Source organism: Nocardia sp. NPDC051929 (assembly GCF_044548645.1).
GTDB classification, from domain to species: domain Bacteria; phylum Actinomycetota; class Actinomycetes; order Mycobacteriales; family Mycobacteriaceae; genus Nocardia; species Nocardia sichangensis.
Genome location: NZ_JBIUCG010000011.1, coordinates 100,473 through 125,005, shown reverse-complemented (window position 1 = coordinate 125,005; position 24,533 = coordinate 100,473). Strand labels below are relative to the sequence as shown.

The following is a 24,533-nucleotide window of genomic DNA, read 5'->3' as shown; positions in this document are numbered from 1 at the left end:
GGGCGGTAGAGCCGACCGCGGGAACCACGCCCGGCAACAGCCCGGGACGCGGAATCTGGGAAGAGCTGTTCAGTCACCACCTCCTGAGTTGCCGGACCTGTCTGCGAAAGTTCGTCATCCCCTCCGGCGGTCCGGCCGACTGCACCGGATTCTCTTCTCCGCCGGAGGGGATGTGGATCTTGCTTCCGGTGCAGTTCACCTGCCCGGCCAACCAGACATCTCATCTCCAACGAAAGATAAAGTACACCCCGCCCTCCCGAATGTCTACACCCTGCGATACAGATTTTTCTGCATCACGGGTAGGGTTTTTCTGCACGCCGTACATCCTGTCGATCATGTTCCCGCGCCGGCGCGCTTGGTCGCCGCCTCGGACTCCGCTGCGAGGTCGGCGCCCGAACCGATGCCCTGCTGATCGGCGACCAGCGCCGCACGTCGGTCGCGCTGGTCGTCGTAACTGCGGTGTACGGCGGCGACGAGCACGTCGAGCTGCCGCTCGAGCGGTGGGTGCCGCTCGGGTGGTGCGACCGTCAGGAGGTCTTCCAGTGCGGCGCGTAACCGGCGCGATGCCTGGGGGGAGGCGGCTCCGGCGAGGCAGAGCTCGTCGAACGCGAGCCGGACGTAGCCCGCCCAGCTGAGCGTGCGCTCGATGAGCCGAACCTCGCCGCCGTCGTCGTGGTGCCGGCCGGAGGGGAAGTCGCGGTTGGCGAGCTGCCGCAGGCAGTCGTGCAGTCGGTCGATCACCATCACGGCGGTGGTCGGGTCGGTGAACGGTTGGGCCAGACCACGCTCGGCAATGTCGACCAGCTTGCGGAAGCCGTACGCCGGGTCATCGCCGTGAGTCCGCTCCGCGGCGAGGACGACGAGGCCTGCGACACGGGCGTGGTCGAGACGGACGGGGTCGCCGTGCACGCGGAACAGTGGCGCGCCTGCTGGTACGAAGTCGCCCATGAGGGGGACCATCTCCATCACGCAGCCGGCCTCGGACGCTGCTGCGACCAGCGCGGGACGATCCAGGTCGATAACGAGCCCCGGTTCGGGCGAGACCACGACATCAGGCTGGGCGTGCGGCGGCCCCTTCGCTGGGTACTTGCGGTCCAGCTGCTCGTGCAGATGATCGCCGACCAGGTCGATCAGGCCAGAGGCGCGCAGCGCGTTTCCCGAATGGTGGATGTAGAGGAACAACGTGGCGATGCTGGCCAGCATCAGCAGGTAGGCCACCGACACGGTCAGGCCTGGCACCGTACCCTCGCCCACGGCGTTGACTTCGCGGATCGCGAGGATCGCGAAGATGAACGTCGAGGCGAACAGCCCGTAGGCCAGCTGGCTGCTGCGGTCCTGGAGCAACGCCCGCACGATGCGCGGCGAGAACTGGCCCATCGCGAGCTGGACGGCCACCGTCGTCACCGTGAGCACGAGCGTGGTCAGGGTGACCATCGCGGCGGCGATGGTGCTGAGGATGTTGGACACCGCGTCCGCCGAGCCCGTGATCGCCACCGGGATCAGCCGATCGCCGAACTGCCGATCGATCGCCACGGTCACGAACGACAGCCCGATCGAGGCCAGCACGCATAGCAACGGCGTGATCCACAAGCTGGACCGCAGCCGATGACGGAACCGCAGGCACACCATCAAACGCCTTTCTCTTCCGGCCGTGGCCGAAAATCGCGGTGCGGCCGGCGGGCAGCGGGGCCGCTTTGTCAGGCTGTCCGCGACGGTGCCGTGTCGACGTAGTTCCCTGCTCACATCGCCGTTGCGGCTGCCTCGGAGACAGCCTTGTCCTGCTCTCCGGTGCCGCCGCTGACGCCGACCGCCCCGACGACTTGGCCGTTGCGCCGCAGCGGCACACCGCCGGCGAAGATCATGATGCGCCCACCGTTGGAGGTATGTATCCCGTAGAACTGCTTGCCCGGACCCGCATCGGCCGCGAGGTCCTCGGTCGAGATGTCCAGCGCTCGGGCGGTGAAGGCCTTGTTGATCGAGATGTCGATGCTGGCGATCCATGCGCCGTCCATCCGCACATGGGCTACGAGGTTGCCGCCGGCATCGACCACCGCAATATTCGACGGCGATTCGATCTCGGCGGCTTTGGCCTGCCCGGCGGCAATCACCCGCTGCGCGTCGTCGAGGGACACCGAGGTCTGGTTCATTGTCATCACGCACCTGTCCCGGTCTTCGCGAACTGCTTGCCCTGCAGTGCATTCGCCATCGTTGCGCTCCTATCGGTCCGGGCCGCCTCACGGATGCATTACGACCTTGGTCCATCCGTCGTCGCGGGCATCGAAATGCTGGTAGCCGGACTCGGCCTCAGCCAGCGGGAGTTCGTGAGAGACGATCCACGACGGTTTGGCCCGGCCTTCATGGATCAGGTCACGAAGCTGGCGGTTGTAGTGCTTTACGTTGGCCTGCCCGGTTCCGGCCTTTTGACCCTTGAACCAGAACTTGCCCATGTCGAAGGCGATCTTGCCCTTCTTCTCCAGCTTGTCGGGCGCGTCGGGGTCTTGTGGCAAGAAGATGCCTACCACGCCGATGTGCCCGGTGAACCGCACCGAATCGACCAGCCGGTTCATGGTCATCGCCGAATCCTCATTTCCCTGCGGGTCATGGGCCTGATAGCCGACGCACTCACAACCCTTGTCGGCGCCGTGCCCGTTGGTCTGCTCCAGCACCTGCTCTACCGGGTCGCCCTTCGAGTCGTCGATCGGTATGACGCCGATCTGCTCGGCCAGGCGCAACCGGTCTGGATGGCGGTCCACTATCATCACCTTGCTCGCGCCCTGGATCATCGCCGAATATGCCGCCATCAAGCCCACAGGGCCGGCCCCGTAGACCACCATCGAATCGCCGGGCTGCATATCGGCCAGACGGGTGCAGTGCCAACCGGTCGGGAAAATGTCCGCCAGCATCACATAGTCGTTTTCTTTGTCCTGAGCATCCTCAGGCAGCCGCAGACAGTTGAAGTCGCCGAACGGCACCCGCAAATACTCGGCCTGTCCGCCCCAGAACGGTCCCATCCCGGCGAAACCATACGCGGCGCCCGCCATCTTCGGATCCGGATGCACCGTCAGGCAGAACGCGGTCAACCCTTCCTCGCAGTTTCGGCAGAAACCGCAACCAATGTTGAACGGCAGGCACACCCGGTCCCCGGAGGTGACCTTTACCACCGCATTGCCCACCTCGGCGACGATCCCCAGGTTCTCGTGACCGAGGACCATCCCGGGCTCCAGATCGGTGCGGCCCTCATACATGTGTAGATCCGACCCGCAAATGTTGGTGCTGGTGATCTTTACCAGCACATCGGTCGGCTGCTCGATCCTCGCATCGGGCACATCCTTCACATGAACCTCACGGGGTCCGTCGTACACAAGCGCTTTCATCTCGATACTCCTGACATGCGGCGTTTCCGGTCGACGCCCGGCGGCCACAGGCGGTTACGTGTGCGCGACAGACCGAACGAACCGTTCTGCTAGAGCAGCCGAGGCGACAGCGCACGCAACGGAAGAACACACCAAAACTAAGGCACACCACCATGTTTCGCGTCATGAACAACAAGCAGTGGGTGCATTCCAGGCGTCGCGTTCTCCACCCTGGAGTCTCCTCTTTCGGCTCCGCGATCGCTAGGGGGTCGAGATTGGTGATTGATTTGTGGGCTCGGCTCCTTCTCTTCACCGGTCGATGATGTGATGCTGGATAATGTCCACCACCTCGAACAGGAGACCCGCCATGGCCACCAAGGCGCTGCTGGTCCGACTCGAAGCCAAACCCGGCAAGGAAAACGCGGTCGTGGAATTCCTCCGATCGGCGCTGCCACTCGTCGAGCAGGAGCCCGGCACGAAGCCCTGGCTCGCGGTACGGTTCGGCCCCTCGACGTTCGGCATCGTCGACGCATTCCCAGACCAGGCCGCCCGCGAAACACATCTCAATGGGCCGGTCGGCAAGGCCCTCGGCGAACGCGCCGACGAACTCTTCGCCGCGCCGCCCGAAATCAGCAACCTCGACGTGCTCGCCAACAAGCTCTGAACCACCGACTGGAAACAGCCCCCCGAAAGCTCGACAGAACCGCGTCACCCACCTGACCGCGAACTTTGGTACGCGAGTCCGCCGAACCTGTCGGATTCTCGGTGCGCAACGACGAGGTGAGCGCAACAGATGACGATGCCTCGTCGGTGAAGTCCTCGCGCAGGTGACCGCTGTTCCTGGCGCGAGCGGGCACGGAGCCGTGACTCCCGGTGCTCCCGTGGCTACACTGTGTGGCGTAGTTGGCTTCCACTTCCGACCTGCTGGGACCTTGTCACACCGCTCAGCAGTCCCGATCTTTCGTATCGGAGTTCTACTCGTGGAAGCACTGAAGTAGTGGCTGATGCCCGGAGTGCGCGCACCGGCCGCCTCGAGCGGGTTCCGGCACTCCTATGCCCCAGCCGGGGTGTGGACGCCACCGCCTCCCGTTCTGTCGACGCCTACAGGCGGATGAAGAACTTTCAGCGGTTGAGCCGTCCGTGAGTTCAAGCGGTTGACCGACCGGCCAGACGCCGAACTGGTTCACGCAGGCTCGGCGAACACCGAATCATCGACGCCCAGGGGGCGTGATGTCAGAGTCCGATCGCGGAACCTCGCCGATACGTCTGAACCAACCTGCCCGCCAGGTAATGGCAACGTTCGACGACTACGCCGACGCTGAAAGCGCCGTCGACTACCTCTCCGACCAGCATTCAACAGTCGACGAACTGGCCGTCGGCGGACGCGACATCGAGCTGGCCGAGCAGGTCGTCGGCCGATTGAACTACGGCTGGGCCGCTTTGCGAGGCGCCGCCGCGGGTGCGCTGACGGCGCACTGTTCGGCTGGATCTTCGGATTACTCGACTGGGTCCAGCCGTTGCTCATCGGCCTCGTGCTCGCCTGCTACGGGCTGGTGTTCGGCGCTGTTGTCGGCGTCCTGCTCGGCCTATTCATGTACGCGCTGCGGGGCGGTCGGCGCGACTTCACCTCAATCCAGTCATTACAACCACGTCACTACGAAGTCCTTGCCGACGTCGAGGTCACGGACGAAGCCGTTCGCCTGCTCACCGGCCGGACCGATCGAAAGGAATGAGTCATGGCGACCGCTGTAGGTATCGACCTGGGCACCACGAACTCGGTCATCGCAAGCTGGCAAGGCGGCGAGCCGGGGGTGATCTCCAATGCCGAGGGAGCGCGGACGACGCCGTCGGTGGTGGCCTTCACCGAGAGCGGGGAGCGGCTGGTGGGTCAGCTCGCCCGACGGCAGGCGATCTTGAATCCGAAGGGCACAATATACTCCGCGAAACGCTTCATCGGACGTCACTACGACGAGGTCTCCGAGGAGGCCAAAGCGGTCAGTTTCGACGTCGTGCCGGGTGACAACGGTGAGGCTCGCTTCGACGTGCGGGGCAAGAAGTACGCGCCGGAGGAGATCAGTGCCCTCGTGCTGCGCAAGCTCGTCGACGACGCGAGCAAGTTCCTCGGTGAGAAGGTCAAAGAAGCGGTCATCACCGTTCCCGCGTACTTCAACGACGCGCAGCGCAACGCCACCAAGGACGCCGGCCGGATCGCGGGCCTCGAGGTTTTGCGAATCATCAACGAGCCGACCGCCGCGGCACTGGCATACGGCATGGACAAGCAGACCCACGAGACCGTACTGGTCTTCGACCTCGGCGGCGGCACCTTCGATGTGAGCCTGCTCGACGTCGGCGAGGGAGTGGTCGAGGTTCGTGCCACGGCCGGCGACTCCCACCTCGGCGGCGACGACTTCGACCGACGTCTGGTGGACTACCTCGCCGACGAATTTCAACGGGCGGAGAACATCGATCTGCGCAAAGACGCCCAGGCGTTGCAGCGCCTCTTCGAGGCAGCGGAGAAAGCCAAGGTCGAGCTGTCCTCGGTGACGCAGGCCCAGGTCAACCTGCCCTTCGTCACCGCTGACGCGAACGGTCCCAAGCACCTCACCACCACGATCATGCGATCGAAATTCGAGGATCTGACGGCGGATCTGGTGGAACGCTGCCTCGACCCGGTGAAGCAGGCGATGAGTGACGCCAAGGTCACCGCCAACGACATCGACGAGGTGATTCTGGTCGGTGGTTCGACACGTATTCCGGCGGTGCAGGCGCTGGTTCGCCGGCTCACCGGCGGCAAGGACCCCAACATGAGCGTCAACCCGGACGAGGTCGTGGCGCTCGGTGCCGCAGTCCAGGCGGGCGTGCTCAAGGGCGAGGTCTCCGATGTGCTGTTGCTCGATGTCACCCCGCTGTCCCTCGGCGTCGAGACCCAGGGCGGGGTGATGACCAAGATCATCGAGCGCAACACGACGATCCCGGTCCGGCGCAGTGAAGTGTTCGCCACCGCGGAAGACAATCAGCCCGCAGTGGATGTCGTGGTCCTGCAGGGCGAACGCGAACGCGCCGCCGACAACCGGGTGCTCGGTCGCTTCCGGCTGGAAGGCATCCGCCCCGCACCCCGTGGCGAGGCCCAAGTCGAAGTCACGTTCGACATTGACGCCAACGGCATTCTCCACGTCACCGCCCGCGACAAGGACACCGGTAAGGAGCAGAGCATCACGATCAGCGAGCAGAGCAATCTGGACCAGAGTGAGGTCGAGCGCATGCTCGCGGAGGCCGAACGGAACCGCGCCGAGGACGAGGCGCTGCGAAAGGCGGTCGACGCGCGCAACGCGCTGGATTCGGTTGCCTATCAAGTGGAACGGCGACTCGCCGAACTCGGTGACAGTGCTCCACCGCACGACAAGGCACGCGCCGAGATGCTGATCGCCGATGCCAGGAAAGCTGTGGAAGACAATGCTTCCCCCGCGGAGGTAGAGCCACTCACCTCGGAGCTGCAGCAGCTGCTCTACGGGCTCGCACCGGTCCAGTCCGGCGGCGGAGACGGACACCGGGCAGGCGGCGGAGAAGCGGCGTCGTCGGATGACGACGACGTGATCGACGCCGAATTCGATCGAAGCTGAGGCACACGATGGAAAGGTCCGCAGATCATTCGACGACCGAGTCGGCTACCGACGGGGATCAGACCGAGACGGCGCCGGATCGCACCGACACGGGGGCCGAGCTGGCTCAACTCGAGGACCGCTGGCGCAGGGCCCTTGCAGATCTGGACAACCTGCGCAAGCGGTTTGCCAAGGATCTGGACCGTGCCCGCGCCGCGGAGGTGGCGAAGGTATCCGCTGCGTGGCTCCCGGTGCTGGACAATTTGGAGCTCGCGCTGGCCCATGCTGGCAGCGATCCCCAGGCCGTCGTCGAGGGCGTGAAGGCGATCCGGGACCAGGCGGTGCAGGTGCTGGCGCAGTTCGGCTTCGAGCGCCACGACGAGGTCGGTGTGCCGTTCTCCCCGGAGCTACACGAAGTGGTCAGCGTGGTGGCCCAACCGGACGTTCCCTCCGGGACCGTGATCGAGGTCTTGCGCCCGGGCTATGGAGAGGACGGTCGGCAGTTACGTCCCGCCTCGGTGGTCGTCAGCCGACCCGAGGGGTGAGCACCGATGGCGCGTGACTACTACGAAGTGCTCGGTGTCCCGCGCGGCGCAGGCACCGACGAAATCCAGCAGGCGTACCGCAAGCTGGCGCGCAAGTATCACCCCGACGTGAACAAGGACCCCACTGCGGAGGACAAGTTCAAGGAGGCCAACGAGGCCTACCAGGTGTTGTCCGACCCGGACACCCGGAAACGTTACGACCGATTCGGTGCGGACTTCCGGCGTGTGCCCGAGGACTACGACGAACGGGTCCGGGCCGGCGCCGGTGGGTACGGCGGCGGGGGCAGAAGGGTGCACTTCGGTCGAGGTTTCGGTGGCGAGGGCGCCGTCGACTTCGAGGACCTCTTCGGGCAGATGTTCGGCGGCGCCGGCGGGTACGGGCCGATTCCCGGGGCCGACCAGGAAGCGGAACTGGAACTGACTCTGGAACAGGCGTATCGGGGCGGCAAACGCACACTCAGACTGGACGGACGCCAGTACGACGTCGACATTCCCGCCGGTGTCCTGGACGGCCAGCGAATCCGGCTGGCCGGGCAAGGCGGGCGGAGCAACGGTGACGCGCCGCCCGGGGATCTGTACCTCGTGGTGCGCATCAAGCCGCATTCCCGCTTCCGGATACAGGGTCGCGACATCTACGTGGACCTGCCCGTATCGCCATGGGAGGCGGTGCTCGGGTCGACCGTCGTCGTTCCCACCCCGGGTGGCGAGGCGAAAGTCAAAGTGGCGCCGGGCTCGTCGACGGGAAGGAAGCTGCGGCTGCGCGGAGAAGGAATGCCCAATCCGCGTGGCCCCAACGGCAATCTCTACGCCGAGATCAAGGTGATGGTGCCGTCGAAACCGACAGCACGCGAACGTGAGCTGTTCGAGCAGTTGGCCACCGAATCGAACTTCGATCCGAGGAAAGATACATGAGCACCCCGACCCCGGTCACCCGGTACGTATTGGTTCGCCGTCCCGGATTGTCGCCAGATGCCTTCGCCGAACGTACCGGGCTACACCCGGACCTGGCACGAAGGCTTGTGGCGCTCGGCCTGCTCGACGCCCACCGAGACGCCGGCGGCGAGATGTCGTTCCAACCATCCGAAGTGGCCCATGCCGCCCGCATCCAACGGCTGCGGACCGGTCTGGGCCTGAACTACTCGGCAATCGGGCTCGTACTCGATCTGCTGGATCGAATCGAGAAACTCGAAGCAGCTTCCCGCGGAAGGAGGGCACCCCATGGACACCGGCAGCCTGACTGAAAAGTCACGAGAAGCCCTGCAGGAAGCCCAGAATGTAGCGACCAGAATGGGTCACACCGAGGTCGACGGAGAGCACCTGCTGCTCGCGTTGGTCGATCAGCGGGAAGGGCTGGTACCCCGACTGCTCGAGCAGGCCGGCGCCAACGTCGATGCCCTGCGATCCGATCTGGAACGTGAACTGTCGCGTAGGCCGAAGGTCAGCGGCCCGGGTGCGACGCCCGGTCAGGTGATGATCACCCAGCGCCTGGCCAGGCTGCTCGACGCGGCGGAACGGGAGGCGAAGCGACTCAAGGATTCCTACGTGTCGGTGGAGCATCTCGTGATGGCCCTCTCCGAGGAGGGGTCGGCCACTGCGGCAGGCAGGGTCCTCGCCAGTCATGGGGTCACGCGAGAGTCCTTCCTCACCGTCTTGACCACCGTGCGCGGCCACCAGCGTGTCACCTCGGCGACCCCGGAGGGGGCCTATGAGGCGCTGGAGAAGTACGGACGCGATCTCGTCTCCGAGGCCAGGGCAGGCAATCTCGATCCGGTCATCGGCCGAGATGCCGAGATCCGCAGGGTAACTCAGATCCTGAGCCGGAAGACGAAGAACAATCCGGTGCTGATCGGCGACCCCGGCGTCGGTAAGACCGCGATCGTCGAGGGCCTCGCCCAGCGGATCGTCCGCGGCGACGTGCCCGAGGGCCTGCGCGACAAGACGATCTTCTCGCTCGACATGGGTTCCCTGGTGGCCGGCGCGAAGTACCGCGGCGAGTTCGAGGAGCGACTGCAAGCGGTGCTGTCGGAGGTGAAGGCGGCAGAGGGGCGCATCCTGTTGTTCGTCGACGAGCTACATACCGTTGTGGGCGCGGGATCAGTCGGCGGCGACGGGTCTCTCGATGCCGGCAACATGCTCAAGCCGATGCTCGCCCGCGGCGAACTACACATGATCGGCGCCACCACTCTCGACGAATATCGCAAGCACATCGAATCCGATGCGGCACTGGAGCGTCGCTTCCAGACCGTTCTCGTCGACGAGCCCAGTGTCGAGGATGCGATCTCGATTCTGCGCGGACTTCGGGAACGCCTCGAGGTGTTTCACGGCGTGAAGATCAAGGACGGCGCCCTGGTCGCCGCCGTGACCCTCTCGCACCGGTACATCACCGACCGCTTCCTTCCGGACAAGGCGATCGACTTGGTCGATGAGGCATGCGCTCGGCAACGCACCGAAATCGACTCGATGCCCGCCGAACTCGACGAGCTCACCCGGAAGGTGACCCGGCTGGAGATCGAAGAAGCCGCGCTGTCCAAGGAAACGGACGCGGCCAGCAAGGCGCGCCTCGAAGAGCTGCGCAAGGAGCTGGCCGACCTACGGGCCGAGGCCGACGCCAGGCACGCTCAGTGGGAGGCCGAGCGGCAGGCGATCCGGCGGGTGCAGGAGCTGCGGGGAGAGCTGGAACGGTTGCGCCACGAGGCCGAGGAGGCCGAGCGCAACTACGACCTCAACCGGGCCGCCGAGTTGCGATACGGCGAGATCACCGAGCTGGAACGCAGACTCAGGGCGGCGGAGGAGCAACTGGCCACCAGGCAGGGCCGGAATCCGTTGCTGCGTGAGGTGGTCACCGAAGACGAGATCGCAGAGATCGTGGCCGCGTGGACGGGTATCCCGGTCGCCCGGCTGCAGGAAGGCGAGCGGGAGAAGCTGTTGAAGCTCGACGAGATTTTGCACGAGAGGGTCGTCGGTCAGGACGAGGCGGTGCAACTGGTCGCAGACGCGGTGATCCGGGCGAGGTCGGGTATCCGTGACCCACGCCGGCCGATCGGTTCGTTCATCTTCCTGGGCCCGACGGGCGTGGGAAAGACCGAGCTCGCAAAGACGCTGGCCAGTGCCCTCTTCGACAGCGAAGACAACATGGTGCGCCTGGACATGAGCGAGTACCAAGAGCGGCACACGGTGAGCAGGCTCATCGGTGCGCCCCCCGGGTACGTCGGCTACGACGAGGGCGGCCAGCTCACCGAGGCGGTACGCCGCAAGCCGTACTCCGTGGTGCTCTTCGACGAGATCGAGAAGGCCCACGCCGACGTCTTCAATACCCTGCTGCAGGTGCTCGACGACGGCCGGATCACCGATTCTCAGGGCAGGCAGGTCGATTTCCGGAACACGGTGATCATCATGACCTCCAACATCGGATCCCTGTATCTCCTCGAGGGAGTCACAGCCGACGGCGAGATCAAACCGGATGCCCGGGAGCGCGTGCTGGCCGAGCTGCGCGGGCACTTCCGTCCCGAATTCCTCAACCGGGTCGACGACATCGTGTTGTTCACCCCGCTCACGCTGCCCCAGATCGAGCACATCGTCGAGCTACAACTCACCGATCTTCGCAACAGATTGTCGCAGCGGCAAATACATCTGGATATCACGCCGGAAGCGCGCCGGCTCATCGCCGAACACGGTTTCGACCCGGTCTACGGCGCGCGGCCGCTGCGGCGGTACATCGCCCACGAGGTGGAGACCAAGATAGGTCGTGCGCTGTTGCGCGGCGAGATCGAACCGGGTGGCACCATCCGTGTCACGGTGGACGGCGACGAACTCGCCGTCGCGTATGCGGAACCCGCCGTCGCGGCGGCCTGAGAAGAGGTGCCGTCGTGGGATCCGAAATGGTGAAGTGCCCGAACTGCGGCAAGGTCAACAGGGTGGCGGCGGCCGGGGAAGGAAAACCGCGCTGCGGGAACTGCCACGAGCCGCTGCCCTGGATCGCCTCGGCAGGGGACGACGACTTCGCGGAGGTCGCCGAGAAATCCTCGGTGCCTGTGCTCGTCGACCTCTGGGCGACGTGGTGCGGCCCGTGCCGCATGGTCAGTCCGGCGCTCGAGCAGCTCGCCAGGGAACGCGCGGGTCGAATCAAGCTGGTGAAGATCGACGTGGATGCTGCGCCCAGGACGGCCGAACGATTCACCGTCCGCGCCGTACCGACTCTGCTGGTGATGGACCGAGGCGAGATCCTGGCTCGTCAGGCGGGCGCCGCTCCGGTACCACAACTGCGCACATGGCTCGACCAGGCGCTTTCGGAAAAAGCAGGCAAGGAGACGAAGCCATGACATCTGTCCATGTTGACCCACACGTGACCGCGATCCGTCCCGTCGTACCCCGGACTCCGCAGGGCTGCGAGGAATGTCTTCGCCTCGGCACCCCGTGGGTACATCTGAGGCTGTGCCTGACGTGCGGACACGTCGGTTGCTGCGACTCCTCGCCGGGCAAGCACGCGAGCGCGCACGCTCACGCCATCGGCCATCCGATCGTCCAGTCGATGGAGCCAGGTGAAGATTGGCGCTGGTGTTATGTCGACCAGAACTTCGTCTGAGGGCGCCGCTCCCGTCCGCGACATTCCGCCGCTCGACGAGACTCCGGATGAGCTCGGAGGATACCCGCGGCTGACGGACGACCAGGTCGCGACACTCGAGGTCGGTGGCACGCGTCGAGCGGTTCGCCCCGGCGAGGTGCTGATCCGAGAGGGCGAACCCAGCAACGACTTCTTCGTCATCCTCTCGGGCAAGGTCGCGATCATCGACGAGGGCGACGGAGACGGCGAACGCCGGTTACTGCGCGTGCATGGTCCCGGCCGATTCCTGGGCGAGCTAGGACTGCTGGAAGGCCAGGTGGCGTTCTTCACCGCCGAGGCGATCGAGGACGGCGAGATACTCGTCGTCCCGGCCGACCGGGTGCGCGAGCTGGTTTCCCACGATCCCGTGCTCAGCGATCTCATCCTGCGCGCCTACCTGGTGCGCCGGCACCTGCTGATCGGGCTCGGTTCGGGATTCCGGATCATCGGCTCCTGCTATTCACCGGATACGTTGCGGCTTCGGCAGTTCGCCATTCGAAACCGATTGCCCCACAGATGGATCGATGTGGAGCAGGACGAACGGGCGGAGCAGCTGCTGCGCAGCCTGGACGTCGCCCCCGAGGACACCCCCGTCGTGATCTGGCACGGCGAGAAGGTGCTGCGCAATCCCACGAATGCGGAACTCGCCCGCATCGTCGGGCTTCCGGTCCCGGACTCGGTCCACGACGCAGCCCAGGACGTGTTCGACCTCGTCGTGGTGGGTGCGGGACCGGCCGGTCTGGCCGCGTCCGTGTACGGCGCCTCGGACGGGTTGAACACGGTGACACTGGAGTCGTTCGCCGCAGGCGGCCAGGCCAGTACCTCCTCACGGATCGAGAACTACCTCGGCTTCCCGGCAGGGATCTCCGGCGCCGAATTGGCGGAGCGAGCCGTGATCCAGGCCGGCAAGTTCGGCGCCCGAATCCTGGTGTCGGCGGAGGTGAGCGGTTTGGGGTCCGAGGACGGCCACCACGTGCTCCGGCTGGCGGACGGCGGCACGGTTCGCGGCCGGGCCGTCGTGCTCGCCACCGGGGCGCGATATCGCAAGTTGGCGGTTCCGGGAATCGAGGTGCTGGAGGGGACGAGCGTGTACTACGCCGCAACCCATCAGGAAGCGCGGATGTGCGGCACCGACCCGGTGGCCATCGTCGGCGGCGGAAACTCCGCCGGACAGGCCACCGTCTTTCTCGCGGACCGTGTCTCCCAGGTTCACCTGCTCATCCGCGGCGGTGACCTCGGAAAGAGCATGTCCCGGTACCTCGTCGACCAGATCGAACGCCATCCACGCGTGACCGTCCACCGGAATACCGAGATTCGAGAGGTCCACGGCGAGAAGTACCTCGACCGGATTGTGGTCGAGAACAATCACACGGGCGAACAGGACACCCTCCGGGTACACGCACTGTTCGTCTTCATCGGGGCGGTGCCGCACACCGGGTGGCTGGCCGACGCGATCGCACTCGACGACCACGGCTTCGTCCTCACGGGCATGGACGCGGTCTACGCCCGTGAGGACGGCAACCGGCGGACTGGCGACCGGCCGTCGAGGACGCTCGAAACAAGCCTGCCCGGCCTGTTCGCTGCCGGTGACGTCCGCACCGGCTCCGTGAAACGTGTCGCCTCCGCTGTCGGTGAGGGAGCGATGGCGGTTCGCCAAATCCATGAATACTTCGACAGGAGCTGACGACATGCCAGTGATGGGTACCGTGAAATTCCAGCAATTCTTCCGGGCAGCGGCCGGCCTGCAAGTCGACCGGAACGACGTCAAGCGCTACACGGATTTCATCGACGACAAGATCTACGATCTGATCCTCATCGGCAAGGCCTCGGCAAAGGCAAACCTGAGGGACGTGATCGAACCGTGGGACCTGCCGATCACCAAGGGACTGCAGGAGAGCATCCACCGGTTCGAGAAACTGGATGAGGAGATCGAACTACAGTCTGTGCTCGATCAACTGGCGGCCCGGCCGCCGTTGGACATGGCCCTTTCCGAGGCGACCGAGCAGCGACTGCCGCTGATTGCCGGAGGCTTGAGCGTGGCGCTGGCGCACACATTCGTCACGATCGAACCGGACCGTAAGAACCCCGGGACCGCCGAATGGAACATCGCCTTCGACATCTTCCATCTCCTGCTCTGACCACCGCCCGTGCCCGGCGAACCAGTAGACCGCCGCTGGCCGCGACGGCTCATCTGCTGCGAAATAGTCTGCACGGCAATGTATCCCTTGAGCGTGCGTTGGTAGAGCAAACAAACTCGCGCAGATTGAGTTCCGGGTATGTCAACCCGAGACGAGCGGTCAGCGACGGGCACCTAACCGCCGCATAGAGTTGTAAGTGACCCGCCCCATCGGCGACTGGCAATCCCGCATGCTGCTACTGGATCTGCCCCGGGAATGCGACGCGGGCGGCTATAGTAGCTCTCAGGGTGAGTATGGGCAATCTGCTGTTCAACGTGGTGTCCGTCCCCGGCGCGTTGGCCCGCTACCATCGGCGTGGTTCACTGCGAAGTCACAGCGTGAGCGGAGCTGACCCAGAAGCTGGGGCCGTGACCGTCGGCACGGGTGACAGCGGGTCTCGGCGATCGCGCTCCTCCTGTCGGTATGTGTTGTGCGTCATATCAGGAACTGGTTCGACAACTTCTCCGACCTTTTGTCGGCTGCGAACCCACGCTGCCACAAGGAAATCGAGAGTTGAGACGACAGTGATGTTTCGTAAGGGCGCTGCGGTGGCCGCCATGGCTATCTCGGCTTTGTGTATCTCGGCGGGAACCGCGACGGCGAATCCCACGCAGGAGACTCCGGATGTCCATTTCCAGGCCAACGTGGTCGACCGCTCGGTTGTGCTCACCGTGGATGCCGGGGCGCTCACCGTCAGCGATGACCATCTGCAGTTCATCGATCGGAGCGGAACGTCCGTCGCGACTCTTCCGCTGACCTACGTCCACGGTGGCAGCGCGATGCCGATCGCCGCGCAGCTGGACGGCGATACGGTCACGCTGACCCCGAGCGCCGACCCCGCCGACGCGCGCCCGATCAGCGCGGCGACAGCTCAGGAGATCGATGCACTGTCTCATCCGAATTACAACGCGGCCCTCGGCAACTTCAGCATGTCGATGATGGCTGCGGCGACTGTCGGGAGCCTGCTGGGTAGTGCGATCGGCGGCGGCATCGGCTGCGTCGCCGGCGGCATCGTCGGTGGAGCGACCGGGGGTGTGGTGTCGATCGGTCTGCTCGCGGTTCCGGCGGCGATCGGCGGTTGCCTCATCACCGGCGCCGCACTGGCAGGCATGGGCGCGGTCGCGGGCACCGTAATCGTCGGCGTCCCGGCGTTGATCGCAGCCGGTATCCAGTTCTGGAACGACACCCACTGAGCAGTCGGTAGGTCCGGAAGTCGTGGTCGGGTGCCGGACCCTCCACGACGCCGAGCTCGGGTCCGAGCCGGAGCGTCCAGCTCCTTCGCTGACGTTGGCCGCCAAGCATTCCGGTGGCGCCGACAACCATGGTGACATCCAGTCGGCGTCCTCCAGTTCTGGTTCGTCGAGCGATACGACCGCGCGCTGGCTCGGCGGGATCGGCATTGTGCTGGGCGCCCTGGGCCTGCTTGTGGCACTCGGTATGGGAGTGGCTCGTCGCAGGTCCTGATCATGCTCGGCCGCTTGATGTTCGGCTCGTCGGTTTCGCAGCCTGCGACGAGGCCGTGATCGAAACCCCGCGGGACAGTGCCGGCATATGAGTGTCATGATGGACGGCGTTATGAACACTGTGCCCGCGCCCCGGAACGCGCGGGCGGCACGTGCCATCGTGTTCGCGGGAATCGCGGTGTTGTTGTCGGCGCTGGGGCATGGGGCCTCGGCGGGGCACAGCGTGTCGGTGTCGGCTTTCATCGTGGCGTTTGCCGCGACGGGTTCGATGGCGTGGGCGCTGGCCGATCGTCAGCGTGGCTTCTTCGCCATCGGCGGTGGGCTTGCGGTGATGCAGGCGGTCTTGCACGTGTGGTTCGGCATGTCATCGATGTCGGCCGCTCACGCCGCTTCCCAAACCATTGATCCGCACAGTGATGCGGGCATGTTCGCTGCGCACGCGGCGGCCGCGCTGGTGTGCGCGGTGTGGCTGTGGCGCGGGGAACTCGCCTTCTTCGCGCTACTGGCGACGCTGTATACACGGATTCTGGCGCCTCTGCTTCTGGTTCTGGTGCATCCGTCGGTCGACAGCGAGCCCCGAACCGTGGTGGAAGCCGACCATCGCATCGAGACGCTGCGCGCGGGCGTGCTGCGTCATGTGATGGCGCGGCGTGGGCCTCCGGTGGGCGCGGTTCGGTTCTGAGAGTTCGCCATCGGAGGCAGTCACGCCTTGTGCTGCCGGTGGAGGCAGTGCTGCCCGGCCGATCGTCGATCGGCGCGATTCGGCGCTGCCGGTATTCCGGGGGCGAACGTAGCCGCTCGTGTCATCGATGCGCGTGAGCAAGCCGTCAGGGTCTGCCGCGACGCCGGTGCGCACACCCGGCCCCCGTCCAGCGGCAGTCGGTCCTCTACGCCGGTGTGCGCACCGTGCGAGTCCGGCTGCCGGTCTCTCCGCACCGCCGAATGGTGGTGTCGCGAACAGAAATTGTGCGAATGTTTTCTCCTTCTCCGCTGTCGGCTGCCTGCCGCGGCGACGGTCCTTCTCCTCGATCGGCTCTAAGCGCTGGGCGCTTTCTCGTGTGCCGGATGCGTCGATGTGGAGGCCGCGGATGTCCGACGAACTCCTGACCGCGCTGGCGTTGTCGGCCGGTGCCGGCAATCGAAAGGCGTTGGAGCAGTTCATCCAATCGACGCAGCGCGATGTGTGGCGTTTCGTCGCGCACCTGACCGATGTCCAATCCGCTGACGACCTGACACAGGAGACGTTCTTGCGGGCCATGGGCAGTCTGCCGCGGTTCGCCGGGAATTCGACCGCACGAACCTGGCTGCTGTCGATCGCTCGCCGCGTGGTGGTGGACCGGTTCCGCAGTGTCGCCGCTCGTCCGAAGACGACTCAGGTGCCGGAATGGTCGCAGATTCTCGAGCAGCGGCCTGATCGGCGCACGCCGGATTTCGCCGAGGAGGTGGCGTTGAACGACCTGCTGTGCAGTCTGCCGCAAGAGCGGCGCGAGGCGTTCGTGTTGACCCAGGTCTTGGGTATGTCCTATGCCGAGGCGGCGCAGACGGTGGGTTGTCCGGTCGGCACGATTCGTTCTCGGGTGGCCCGTGCCCGCGAAACCCTCGTCTCGGTGGTGCGGGGGATCGACGGGTCCGCCGCCGACGGTGATCATGTCGCGGAACCGATAGGCGTGGTGGTGCGACTACTTCCGGGCACACCGGTCGGCGTGCGGGTGACGGCCGGTAAGGAGGTGGGGTGATGGCGGGGCTGAACCTGCGCTTGCGGGGGGTGTCGTGCCGGCACGGACGTGTCGACGTGGTCAGTGATGTCGACCTCGACATTTCTGCCGGTCAACGGGTCGCATTGACCGGTACCAATGGCTCGGGCAAGACGACGCTGCTGCGCGCGGTGATCGGCCTGCACGCGGCTGTGCGGGGCGAGATCTCCGTGGGAGGCCGTGGTGGTCGCACATCGGCGGACTATGCGTGGCGGCGGCGGGTGTGCGGGTGGATTCCCCAGCGGCCCGCGGCGGGCCGATTTCCGCTGCTGGCCGGTGAGCTCTTGGCCAGCGGTGGAGACGTCCGTCAGGCGCAGGCGATGGCGACACGGCTGGGTGTGGGCGAGCTGCTCGGCCGACCACTCGACACGCTCTCGGGTGGGCAACTGCAGCGTATGCACCTGGCCCGCGCGGCGGGGTGCGTGGCAGCTGGTGCGAGCGTCGTTTTGGCCGACGAACCCACGGCCGCGTTGGATTTCGCTGGTCAGGAGGAAGCCGCCGATGTCCTGACGGAGCTGCCTGTCACCCTCGTCGTGGTCACCCATGACCGCGCCATGGCGCGGCGTTGCGACCGAGTGCTGGAGATGGCCGCAGGCCGACTGCGGGAGTTGTCGTGAACGGGCCTGCGCAGCTGTTCGATCTGCTCGGAATGGGGTCGGTGCAGCGTGCCGGGGTGGCGCTATTGGTGGGCTCGATCGGGCTGCCGGTGGTCGGTGTGGCCATCGTGGGGCTGGAGATCATCCCGGTCCGGTTCGCGATGATGCACGTCGCGCTGCTGGGCGCCGCGGTCGGCATGCTGACCGGATGGGATCCGGCGTTGTGTGGTCTGCTCGCGTGTGCGGTGGCCGGGGCGGGGATCACTCCGCTGGCGCGCACGCCGGAAACCCTCTCCGGCGCAATGGGTTTGCTGATGAGTTCGGCCGTCGCGGCAGCGCTGCTGGTGCTTGCGGTGGCCGGAGTGAACGCTTCGGCGGCGTTTTCGCTGCTGTGGGGTTCGATTCTCGCGGTCCGGGTCCAGGACGTCGTCGTGTTGGCGGTGCTCGCGGTAGTGGTGCCTGCGCTGTTCTGGTGGCGAAGACGTGATTTGGCGCTGCTGTTGCACGATCGCGAGCTGGCGTTGGTTTCCGGTGTGGCGGTGGGGCGGCTCACGCTGATTCTGCTGGTGCTGATCGCGGTTGCGGTGGCCGGAGCGATCCGGCTGACCGGTGCGCTGCTCGTGGATGCGCTCACCTTGCTGCCGGCTTTGGCCGCGCGGCGGTTGGGCCGCTCGCTGATTTCGATCATCGTCTGGGCTGTCGGTATCGGCGTTGCGGTGAATTCCGTGGGATTCGTGCTGGCGCTGGCCTTCGATCTTCCTCCTGGGCCGGTGCTGGTCCTCACCGCGGGGGCAGTCGCCTTCGCGGCCCATCTGATTCCTGAACGGAGAACATTCTCATGGCACGCTTTCGACCATTGACCGCCGGTATGAGCCTGACGACTGTGGTCGCGGCAACCGTGCTGCTGAGCGGGTGTTCCAGCTCCGAAAGCGAACAGCACGACCACCATGGACACACCCACCCGGTCGTCGTGGCGACCACCACCTGGGAGGCTGCGTTCGCCGAAGCCGCAGGCGCGGCGGACGTGAAAGTCATTGTTCCGCCGTCGGTTCACCATGCTCCGGACTACGATCCCAAACCGTCGGATCTGACCGCGGTGGCGGAAGCGGATTTCGTGCTCTACGCGCCGTTCGAGCCGTTCGCGGCCAAGATCAAGGAAGCCGCGGGATCGAAGGCCGAAGTGATCGAAGTCGATCTGGACAACTCCGCGGCCAAGGTGAAAGCCCAAGTGCAGGCGCTGGGCGAGCGCTTCGGCACCACCGCGGCGGCGCAGGCGTGGACCGCGACGTTCAGCACCGAGTACGACAAGCTCGGCGGGGACGTCCGCTCGGCTTGGCCGGGTGGAAGGCAGCCGACGGTCATCGCCCAGGTGTTCTCGACGTGGGCGGCCGAGCTGGCAGGTGCGCAGATTGTGGGCACCTATGGTCCTGAACCCGTGACGCCCGGTCAGTTGGCGGAGTTGAGTGCGAAGAAGCCGCAGTTCGTGCTCGACAACGCGCACATGTCCACCGGCGCCGTGCTGCCGGACTCGGGCGTCGAACAGGTATCGATCGTGAACTATCCCGAGCAGGGCCAGGATCTTCTGTCCGTCTATCAGGGTGCGGCAACCGCGTTGAAGAAGGCGCTCTCCGGGTCCTGACCAGGCGGATCGTGAGGCGGGGCAGCCGTGGAAATGGCTGCCCCGCAGTGTTTTCAGTGCCTGACGGCGGTGAACCGTGTTTGCAGAGCCGCGCGGTCGGGTTTGCCCGCAGGGGTCAACGGCAGGGCATCGAGCAGCAGGAGCGATTCGGGGTGTTTGCCTCGCTCCATGCCGTTGGCCGCCAGATGAGCACACAGCCCTTCCAAGTCGAGCATGCTGCCCGGCCGTGGCACGACGCAGGCCGCGAGTCGCTCACCGAGCACGTCGTGGGGGACGCCGATGCACGCCACGTCGCGGACATCGGGATGCGTGGCCAGCATGCGTTCGACCTCGGTGGGGCTGATGTTCGCGCCACCGCGAATGACGATCTCCTTGAGCCGCCCGACCACGTGCAGTCGGCCTGCGGGGTCGAGGACGCCGAGGTCACCGGTGCGTACCCAGCCGTCGCTCGTGCGATAACGCGAGTCCAATTGCGGGTCCCCGACGTAGCACAGCGGCGTCATCGGGCCCCGGGCGACTATTTCTCCGGTTTCACCCGGCGCCGCGGTCCGGCCGGTGTCGACCCGGTCGATGCGGATCTGCGCCACCCGCGGGTCGGGTCGCCCGACCAGCACTCCCGAAGTCCCGTCGTCGGAATTGATTTCGCCGGAATCGATTTCGTCGATGTCCGTGTGACAGTTGACGCCGTCGGCCGACCCGTAGAGGTTCACTACCGTGCATCCGAATGCTTGTTGTGCCTCCCGGGCGGTGGTGGCGTCGAGTTGGGAACCACCGAGCACCAGTGCCGTCAGTGCGGAGGTGTCGGTCTCGGCTGCGCCGTTTTCGAGCATCATCCGGATCATGGTGGGGACGCCGAGCACGTGCGTGGGACGATGCCGTTGGATCGACGCCAACGCTTCCCTTGGCGAGAAATGATCCAGCAGAATCAGCGCGCCGCCGTGGCGGGCCAGCGTCACAGCCGTGCCGTTGCTGCCGAACGCCGTGGCGAGCGGTACGAGAAACAGGCTGCGGGGCGGTCGGTCGTCGGTCAACAGCGATGCCATGAAGTTGCCGCGGCCGCCTGCCAGCGCGTTGTGAGAGTAGGCGACCATCTTCGGTTCCGACTCCGACCCGGAGGACACCAGGATGCGAGCGGCCGCGTCCGGATCGGGGCGATCCGGGACGAAATCGTCATAGTCGCCAGGGAACAGCTCGGCGAAAGGCACACAGCTTTTCGGCGCGAAGTCGATACCGACGGAGACTACGAAACGCAATGTCGGCAATTGGCCGAGCAACTGCGCGAGATCTGTTGCGTGGTGGTGTCCACGGAACTGGGCGGCGGCCAGGACACCGACGGCTTCCGATCTCCGCAGCAGCGACTCGGCCTCGCGCATGCCGCGGCCGGCGGGGAACGGCAGGGCTACCGCGCCCAGTGCGGCCAAAGCGAGGTCTGCGATGACAGCGGCGCGGCAATTCGGCAGCTGGATGCCGACGACATCGCCGGCTTGTACGCCTCGGGCGGCCAGACCGGCGGCCAGTTGCCGCGCCAGGGCGTCCAATTCCGCGTAGCTGACCTCGCCTTCGTTGTCGACCAGTGCGGTTCGGTGCGGGTGCTGGCAGCGGCGTGCCCGGAACAGCGAATACAGGTCGAGGTCGGGGTAGCTGCCGTCGGCCGCCCAGGTTCTGCGTAGCTTGCGGGGGACCAGATCGTGTAGTGCGACGCTCATCGGAACCTCCAAGGCGACGACACGGCGACGGCGCCGTGTTCGTCGCGTGTCATGGCGCCTGCGAAGCGAGAATCGGTGGGCAGGGTGGTGAGATCGGTGGTCACCGGGGTGGTGATGATGCCTCGGCCGCGAAGCATCGCGCAGGCATCGTCGGTGGACAGCGCACGCACCTGTGCCGCGGTGTCGGCTGCCGCGACGGCGTGCTCGTCAGCGGGTGCGATGAGCCCGTCAGCGGTCGGCAACGGGCGACGGAATCCGGCGGGGTGACGGAGGGGAAGACCGTCATGCGCCCGGCGCAGAGCCGGCGCGGTCAGTAGTTGCGCGGCGGCCAACAGGGAGGATTCCACGCGCACGCCGCGGCCGGTGCGTTCGCGGGTCAGCAATCCGGCCAGAATCGCTTCGGCGCCCAGCATGCCGCCGAGCACGTCCAGCAGGGTCATCAGTGACGGTGTCGGTGGTTCGTCGGCTGGGCGGGCCGCCTCTCCGACGGCGGTGCGGGCTTGCACCATGAAGTCGGTGCCCATGGGGGCGTCGGGGAGCCGTCCTGCCCAGCCGCTGGTGTAGGCGTAGATCAGGCTCGGGTTGGCGGCCGACAGCGTGTCGGCGGCGAGCCCGAGATGCTCGGCTTTGCCGGGCGCCCAGTTGTGTAGAAAGACGTCGGCGTCGGCTGCCAGTTCGAGCAACCGCTGTCGGTCGGAGGGGGACTTGATGTCGATTTCGATCGTGTCCTTGCCCCGGTTGAGGGCCAGCCAGCGTGCGGAGATGTCCGAGCAGGTGGGTGGCATGCCACGCAGCGGGTCACCGCCTGGCGGTTCGATTCGCACGACGGTCGCGCCGAGCAGCCCCAGCAGGTGCGCGGCGAGTGGGGCCTGGACTCGACGCCCTGCCTCGAGCACGGTGAACCCCGCCAGAGGGCGCTCGTCGCTACATCGGCCGCGTGCCGGTATCGCCGCGGGGATCCCCGGGTAGGTGGCCAGTTCCCAGGGCAGCGTCGATTCTCCGCCGTCGTGCAGTTCTGCCGAGCGTTCGGCGAGGGTGTGTAATCGGCAGACGTCGGCGCCGGATTCGGCCGCGGCTGCCTGTACCTGTGCCCACGTGCTGGCCAGCGTGGCGTGATGCAGCTCGTCGGGGATCGGAGCGCAGGCGGTGGCATAGCGGAACTGGAAGGGTCGCCAGCCTTTTCGTGCGGCTTGCATCGGTGCCCGCATGGCCTGCCAGAATTCGGCCCACACCGCGACGTCCAGTGCTTCGAGTTCGAATCGAACGCCGTCGGCAGTGGTGAACGGTGGCCCACCAGGCGCCAGTGGGCTGGCTTCATCGTCCTCGGCGCACGCTGCGGCGAGGTACTGCGAGACGGTCAGCAGCGCCACGCGATCGAGCGAGACATCCGCCGAGGTGACCAAGGTGCCCCTCGCGCGGCCGATGAGCGCGGCCAACAGGCCTTGGACGGCGAGCACACCGGAAGCGGTCGAGACGTAGTCCACGGCCAGTCCGCGGGGTGAGCCGTCGCGACGTCCGTGCACGAGCATCAGTCCTGCGGCGGCCTGCGCGGTCGCCTCATCGCACACCTCGCTGTCCGGCCTGCCCCAGAACAGGCGGGTTTCGACTCTCGCGCCGTCGAGGTCGGTGAGAGTCAGCGCGTCATGGTCGGCCGTGGAAGGTTCGGCGCCCAGCAACCGCAGGTGCTGCGCCGCGATCGAGACCGGACCCGGCGGTCCACCGGTCTCGAGCTGCACCCCCTCCAATGGTTTCGCCGTCAGTTGGTTGTCGGAGGTCCGCGTAGCGCCGAGTGTCATGGCTCTCCTTCTCGAACAGAGTGACCGCCGCGGGAACTCGGTGGCGATCGCCGCCGACCACTCCCGCGGACAACAGCAGTCGCAGCGCGGGGACGTCGAGTTCCCGGCAGACGAGGAGAAGCCATGGACCCGTATGCATCCGACACCCGTATGTCCGCCGCCGCGATCGACAGCACGTCGCTGCGTGAGCGTGTGGAAGCCTTTGTGGCGAAACGAGTGATGCCACAAGAGATCCTGCTGGACACAGGTGGCCCGGATGCTGCGGCAGCCCGTTCGCAGTTGGCCGACGCCGCGCGGGCGGAAGGGCTGTGGGGGTTGCCGCTGCCGAGGGAACTTGGTGGTCGGGGACTTTCGTTCGCCGAGTACGTGTGCTTGGCCGAGGCCGAAGGCGCCAGTGACCACGGGCCTGCGGTGCTCGGCTCGGCCTCGCTGTTGGATGTGCGGATGTTGCAGCGTCATGCCGGTGACCGCGTTCGGGAGACCTACCTGAAGCGACTGGTTTCCGGGGAACTGCATGCGGCGTACGCGATGACCGAACCCGACACACCAGGCACCGATCCGACGTTGACGGCCACCCGAGCGACGGAGGCTCCGGACGGTTCGTGGGTGCTGTCCGGTCGCAAATGGTTCGTCAGCGGCGCCCAGGACGCCGATGTGATCACGGTGCTGGCTCGCACCGACGGGCGGGCGTCGGACCGGGATGGGCTGTCGTTGCTGCTGGTGCCGACGGACGCTCCGGGCTTCCGGCTCGTGCGTGAGCTGCCGGTCCTCGGCGTTGGTGGGCAGTGGGAGATCGCCCTGGACGAGGTGCGGCTGCCGAAAGACCATCTAATCGGCGAGCGGGGACGTGCGTTGCCGATCGCGCGGCAGCGGTTGCAGCTCGGCCGGACGTTGCGCTGCCTGCGCTGGCTCGGCCAGGCGCAGCGGGCCTATGACCTGATGTGCGAGCGAGCTCGCACGCGCGGTCAGTCATCGGGAACGCTGGCCGAACGCCAGCTGGTGCAGCAGCATGTTTTCGAGTCGCTGTTGGCCATCCGGAGCACCCGGCCGCTCGTGCACAAGGCGGCCGCGCTCCTCGACGCAGGTCATGACGCTCGCGTGGAATCCGGTTTGGCGAAGGTGGCCGCGGCGCGGACGCTGCAACAAGTGGCTGATTCCGCGATCCAGGTGTACGGGGCTGCCGGGCTGGGACCGGATACCGCGCTGCCGGGACTGCTGCGAATGGGGCGGATGGCGCGCTTGCTGGATGGTCCGGACGAACTGCATATCACCTCCGTGGCCAGGTCGGTGTTGCGCTGAGGCCGC

The 24,533-nt window shown here is 66.3% G+C and carries 20 protein-coding genes and 3 pseudogenes; 18 read left to right on the top strand and 5 right to left on the bottom strand.

Going from position 1 to position 24,533, the window contains the following annotated elements:
• Positions 1 to 333: 333 nt before the first annotated feature.
• From ACIHAX_RS16345 to ACIHAX_RS16335, 3 genes are all read right to left on the bottom strand, one after another.
• Positions 334 to 1,629: a DUF2254 domain-containing protein gene (locus ACIHAX_RS16345; protein WP_364425475.1), complete on the bottom strand. Its 1,296-nt coding sequence runs from the start codon at positions 1,627 to 1,629 to the stop codon at positions 334 to 336.
• A gap of 110 nt (positions 1,630 to 1,739) precedes the next feature.
• Entirely contained in the window at positions 1,740 to 2,153 is a 414-nt protein-coding gene (locus ACIHAX_RS16340) for a heme-binding protein (RefSeq protein WP_355078076.1), read from the bottom strand.
• A gap of 81 nt (positions 2,154 to 2,234) precedes the next feature.
• Positions 2,235 to 3,374, bottom strand: coding sequence for a glutathione-independent formaldehyde dehydrogenase (locus tag ACIHAX_RS16335; RefSeq protein WP_356964064.1), 1,140 nt, complete (start codon positions 3,372 to 3,374; stop codon positions 2,235 to 2,237).
• Positions 3,375 to 3,720: 346 nt separating this feature from the next.
• On the opposite strand from ACIHAX_RS16335, the gene ACIHAX_RS16330 reads away from it, so the two are divergent.
• From ACIHAX_RS16330 to ACIHAX_RS16250, 17 genes and pseudogenes are all read left to right on the top strand, one after another.
• Positions 3,721 to 4,017: a putative quinol monooxygenase gene (locus ACIHAX_RS16330; RefSeq protein WP_397278258.1), complete on the top strand. Its 297-nt coding sequence runs from the start codon at positions 3,721 to 3,723 to the stop codon at positions 4,015 to 4,017.
• Positions 4,018 to 4,583: 566 nt separating this feature from the next.
• Positions 4,584 to 5,086, top strand: a pseudogene (locus ACIHAX_RS16325) (general stress protein).
• A 3-nt stretch (positions 5,087 to 5,089) separates the two neighbouring features.
• Positions 5,090 to 6,973, top strand: coding sequence for a molecular chaperone DnaK (gene dnaK, locus ACIHAX_RS16320; protein ID WP_364425478.1), 1,884 nt, complete (start codon positions 5,090 to 5,092; stop codon positions 6,971 to 6,973).
• Between the two features lie 8 nt (positions 6,974 to 6,981).
• On the top strand, positions 6,982 to 7,497 hold the full coding sequence (locus ACIHAX_RS16315) for a nucleotide exchange factor GrpE (RefSeq protein ID WP_364425480.1): 516 nt from the start codon (positions 6,982 to 6,984) through the stop codon (positions 7,495 to 7,497).
• Between the two features lie 6 nt (positions 7,498 to 7,503).
• Positions 7,504 to 8,409: a DnaJ C-terminal domain-containing protein gene (locus ACIHAX_RS16310; protein WP_397278256.1), complete on the top strand. Its 906-nt coding sequence runs from the start codon at positions 7,504 to 7,506 to the stop codon at positions 8,407 to 8,409.
• A pseudogene (locus tag ACIHAX_RS16305) lies at positions 8,406 to 8,734 on the top strand (chaperone modulator CbpM). The gene ACIHAX_RS16310 and the pseudogene ACIHAX_RS16305 overlap by 4 nt, the downstream one beginning before the upstream one ends.
• The gene (clpB, locus tag ACIHAX_RS16300) at positions 8,716 to 11,349 is read left to right on the top strand and encodes an ATP-dependent chaperone ClpB (protein ID WP_397278254.1); all 2,634 of its coding nucleotides are present in this window, start codon (positions 8,716 to 8,718) and stop codon (positions 11,347 to 11,349) included. Before ACIHAX_RS16305 ends, clpB begins: the two are co-directional and overlap by 19 nt.
• Positions 11,350 to 11,363: 14 nt before the next feature.
• Positions 11,364 to 11,816 carry a thioredoxin gene (gene trxA / locus ACIHAX_RS16295; protein WP_379252338.1) on the top strand — a complete coding sequence of 151 codons (453 nt, stop codon included), beginning with the start codon at positions 11,364 to 11,366 and terminating at the stop codon, positions 11,814 to 11,816.
• The gene (locus ACIHAX_RS16290) at positions 11,813 to 12,079 is read left to right on the top strand and encodes a UBP-type zinc finger domain-containing protein (protein ID WP_083865197.1); all 267 of its coding nucleotides are present in this window, start codon (positions 11,813 to 11,815) and stop codon (positions 12,077 to 12,079) included. Before trxA ends, ACIHAX_RS16290 begins: the two co-directional genes overlap by 4 nt.
• Complete coding sequence (locus tag ACIHAX_RS16285) at positions 12,057 to 13,781, top strand: FAD-dependent oxidoreductase (RefSeq protein WP_355078067.1); 1,725 nt, start codon at positions 12,057 to 12,059, stop codon at positions 13,779 to 13,781. Before ACIHAX_RS16290 ends, ACIHAX_RS16285 begins: the two co-directional genes overlap by 23 nt.
• A 13-nt stretch (positions 13,782 to 13,794) precedes the next feature.
• On the top strand, positions 13,795 to 14,235 hold the full coding sequence (locus tag ACIHAX_RS16280; RefSeq protein ID WP_355078196.1) for a DUF1931 family protein: 441 nt from the start codon (positions 13,795 to 13,797) through the stop codon (positions 14,233 to 14,235).
• A 596-nt stretch (positions 14,236 to 14,831) separates the two neighbouring features.
• Positions 14,832 to 15,467 carry a hypothetical protein gene (locus ACIHAX_RS16275; RefSeq protein ID WP_397278251.1) on the top strand — a complete coding sequence of 212 codons (636 nt, stop codon included), beginning with the start codon at positions 14,832 to 14,834 and terminating at the stop codon, positions 15,465 to 15,467.
• Between the two features lie 454 nt (positions 15,468 to 15,921).
• Entirely contained in the window at positions 15,922 to 16,419 is a 498-nt protein-coding gene (locus tag ACIHAX_RS16270) for a hypothetical protein (protein WP_397278249.1), read from the top strand.
• 391 nt (positions 16,420 to 16,810) lie between these two features.
• Positions 16,811 to 17,344: pseudogene (gene sigC, locus ACIHAX_RS16265) on the top strand (RNA polymerase sigma factor SigC); the annotation flags it as partial.
• A 128-nt stretch (positions 17,345 to 17,472) separates the two neighbouring features.
• Positions 17,473 to 18,108 carry an ATP-binding cassette domain-containing protein gene (locus ACIHAX_RS16260; protein WP_397278247.1) on the top strand — a complete coding sequence of 212 codons (636 nt, stop codon included), beginning with the start codon at positions 17,473 to 17,475 and terminating at the stop codon, positions 18,106 to 18,108.
• Positions 18,105 to 18,947, top strand: coding sequence for a metal ABC transporter permease (locus ACIHAX_RS16255; RefSeq protein WP_364425498.1), 843 nt, complete (start codon positions 18,105 to 18,107; stop codon positions 18,945 to 18,947). The genes ACIHAX_RS16260 and ACIHAX_RS16255 overlap by 4 nt, the downstream gene beginning before the upstream one ends.
• A gap of 8 nt (positions 18,948 to 18,955) precedes the next feature.
• Positions 18,956 to 19,726, top strand: a complete 771-nt coding sequence (locus ACIHAX_RS16250) for a metal ABC transporter solute-binding protein, Zn/Mn family (protein WP_397278244.1) — start codon at positions 18,956 to 18,958, stop codon at positions 19,724 to 19,726.
• Positions 19,727 to 19,779: 53 nt separating this feature from the next.
• Here ACIHAX_RS16250 and ACIHAX_RS16245 read toward each other — a convergent pair whose 3' ends face one another.
• Together ACIHAX_RS16245 and ACIHAX_RS16240 are read right to left on the bottom strand one after the other, a co-directional pair.
• A complete protein-coding gene (locus tag ACIHAX_RS16245; protein WP_397278242.1) occupies positions 19,780 to 21,432 on the bottom strand; it encodes a class I adenylate-forming enzyme family protein in 1,653 nt (550 codons plus the stop codon).
• Complete coding sequence (locus ACIHAX_RS16240; RefSeq protein ID WP_397278240.1) at positions 21,429 to 23,228, bottom strand: CoA transferase; 1,800 nt, start codon at positions 23,226 to 23,228, stop codon at positions 21,429 to 21,431. The genes ACIHAX_RS16245 and ACIHAX_RS16240 overlap by 4 nt, the downstream gene beginning before the upstream one ends.
• A gap of 123 nt (positions 23,229 to 23,351) precedes the next feature.
• On the opposite strand from ACIHAX_RS16240, the gene ACIHAX_RS16235 reads away from it, so the two are divergent.
• Entirely contained in the window at positions 23,352 to 24,527 is a 1,176-nt protein-coding gene (locus tag ACIHAX_RS16235; RefSeq protein WP_397278238.1) for an acyl-CoA dehydrogenase family protein, read from the top strand.
• Positions 24,528 to 24,533: the final 6 nt, after the last annotated feature.

Excerpts from the sequence above, each read along its gene's own strand:
- ACIHAX_RS16345 (WP_364425475.1), bottom strand. The coding sequence starts at position 1,629 with ATGGTGTGCCTGCGGTTCCGTCATCGGCTGCGGTCCAGCTTGTGGATC.
- ACIHAX_RS16340 (WP_355078076.1), bottom strand. The coding sequence starts at position 2,153 with ATGACAATGAACCAGACCTCGGTGTCCCTCGACGACGCGCAGCGGGTG.
- ACIHAX_RS16335 (WP_356964064.1), bottom strand. The coding sequence starts at position 3,374 with ATGAAAGCGCTTGTGTACGACGGACCCCGTGAGGTTCATGTGAAGGAT.
- ACIHAX_RS16330 (WP_397278258.1), top strand. The coding sequence starts at position 3,721 with ATGGCCACCAAGGCGCTGCTGGTCCGACTCGAAGCCAAACCCGGCAAG.
- dnaK (WP_364425478.1), top strand. The coding sequence starts at position 5,090 with ATGGCGACCGCTGTAGGTATCGACCTGGGCACCACGAACTCGGTCATC.
- ACIHAX_RS16315 (WP_364425480.1), top strand. The coding sequence starts at position 6,982 with ATGGAAAGGTCCGCAGATCATTCGACGACCGAGTCGGCTACCGACGGG.
- ACIHAX_RS16310 (WP_397278256.1), top strand. The coding sequence starts at position 7,504 with ATGGCGCGTGACTACTACGAAGTGCTCGGTGTCCCGCGCGGCGCAGGC.
- clpB (WP_397278254.1), top strand. The coding sequence starts at position 8,716 with ATGGACACCGGCAGCCTGACTGAAAAGTCACGAGAAGCCCTGCAGGAA.
- ACIHAX_RS16290 (WP_083865197.1), top strand. The coding sequence starts at position 11,813 with ATGACATCTGTCCATGTTGACCCACACGTGACCGCGATCCGTCCCGTC.
- ACIHAX_RS16285 (WP_355078067.1), top strand. The coding sequence starts at position 12,057 with ATGTCGACCAGAACTTCGTCTGAGGGCGCCGCTCCCGTCCGCGACATT.
- ACIHAX_RS16280 (WP_355078196.1), top strand. The coding sequence starts at position 13,795 with ATGGGTACCGTGAAATTCCAGCAATTCTTCCGGGCAGCGGCCGGCCTG.
- ACIHAX_RS16275 (WP_397278251.1), top strand. The coding sequence starts at position 14,832 with ATGGCTATCTCGGCTTTGTGTATCTCGGCGGGAACCGCGACGGCGAAT.
- ACIHAX_RS16260 (WP_397278247.1), top strand. The coding sequence starts at position 17,473 with ATGGCGGGGCTGAACCTGCGCTTGCGGGGGGTGTCGTGCCGGCACGGA.
- ACIHAX_RS16250 (WP_397278244.1), top strand. The coding sequence starts at position 18,956 with ATGAGCCTGACGACTGTGGTCGCGGCAACCGTGCTGCTGAGCGGGTGT.
- ACIHAX_RS16245 (WP_397278242.1), bottom strand. The coding sequence starts at position 21,432 with ATGAGCGTCGCACTACACGATCTGGTCCCCCGCAAGCTACGCAGAACC.
- ACIHAX_RS16240 (WP_397278240.1), bottom strand. The coding sequence starts at position 23,228 with ATGACACTCGGCGCTACGCGGACCTCCGACAACCAACTGACGGCGAAA.
- ACIHAX_RS16235 (WP_397278238.1), top strand. The coding sequence starts at position 23,352 with ATGGACCCGTATGCATCCGACACCCGTATGTCCGCCGCCGCGATCGAC.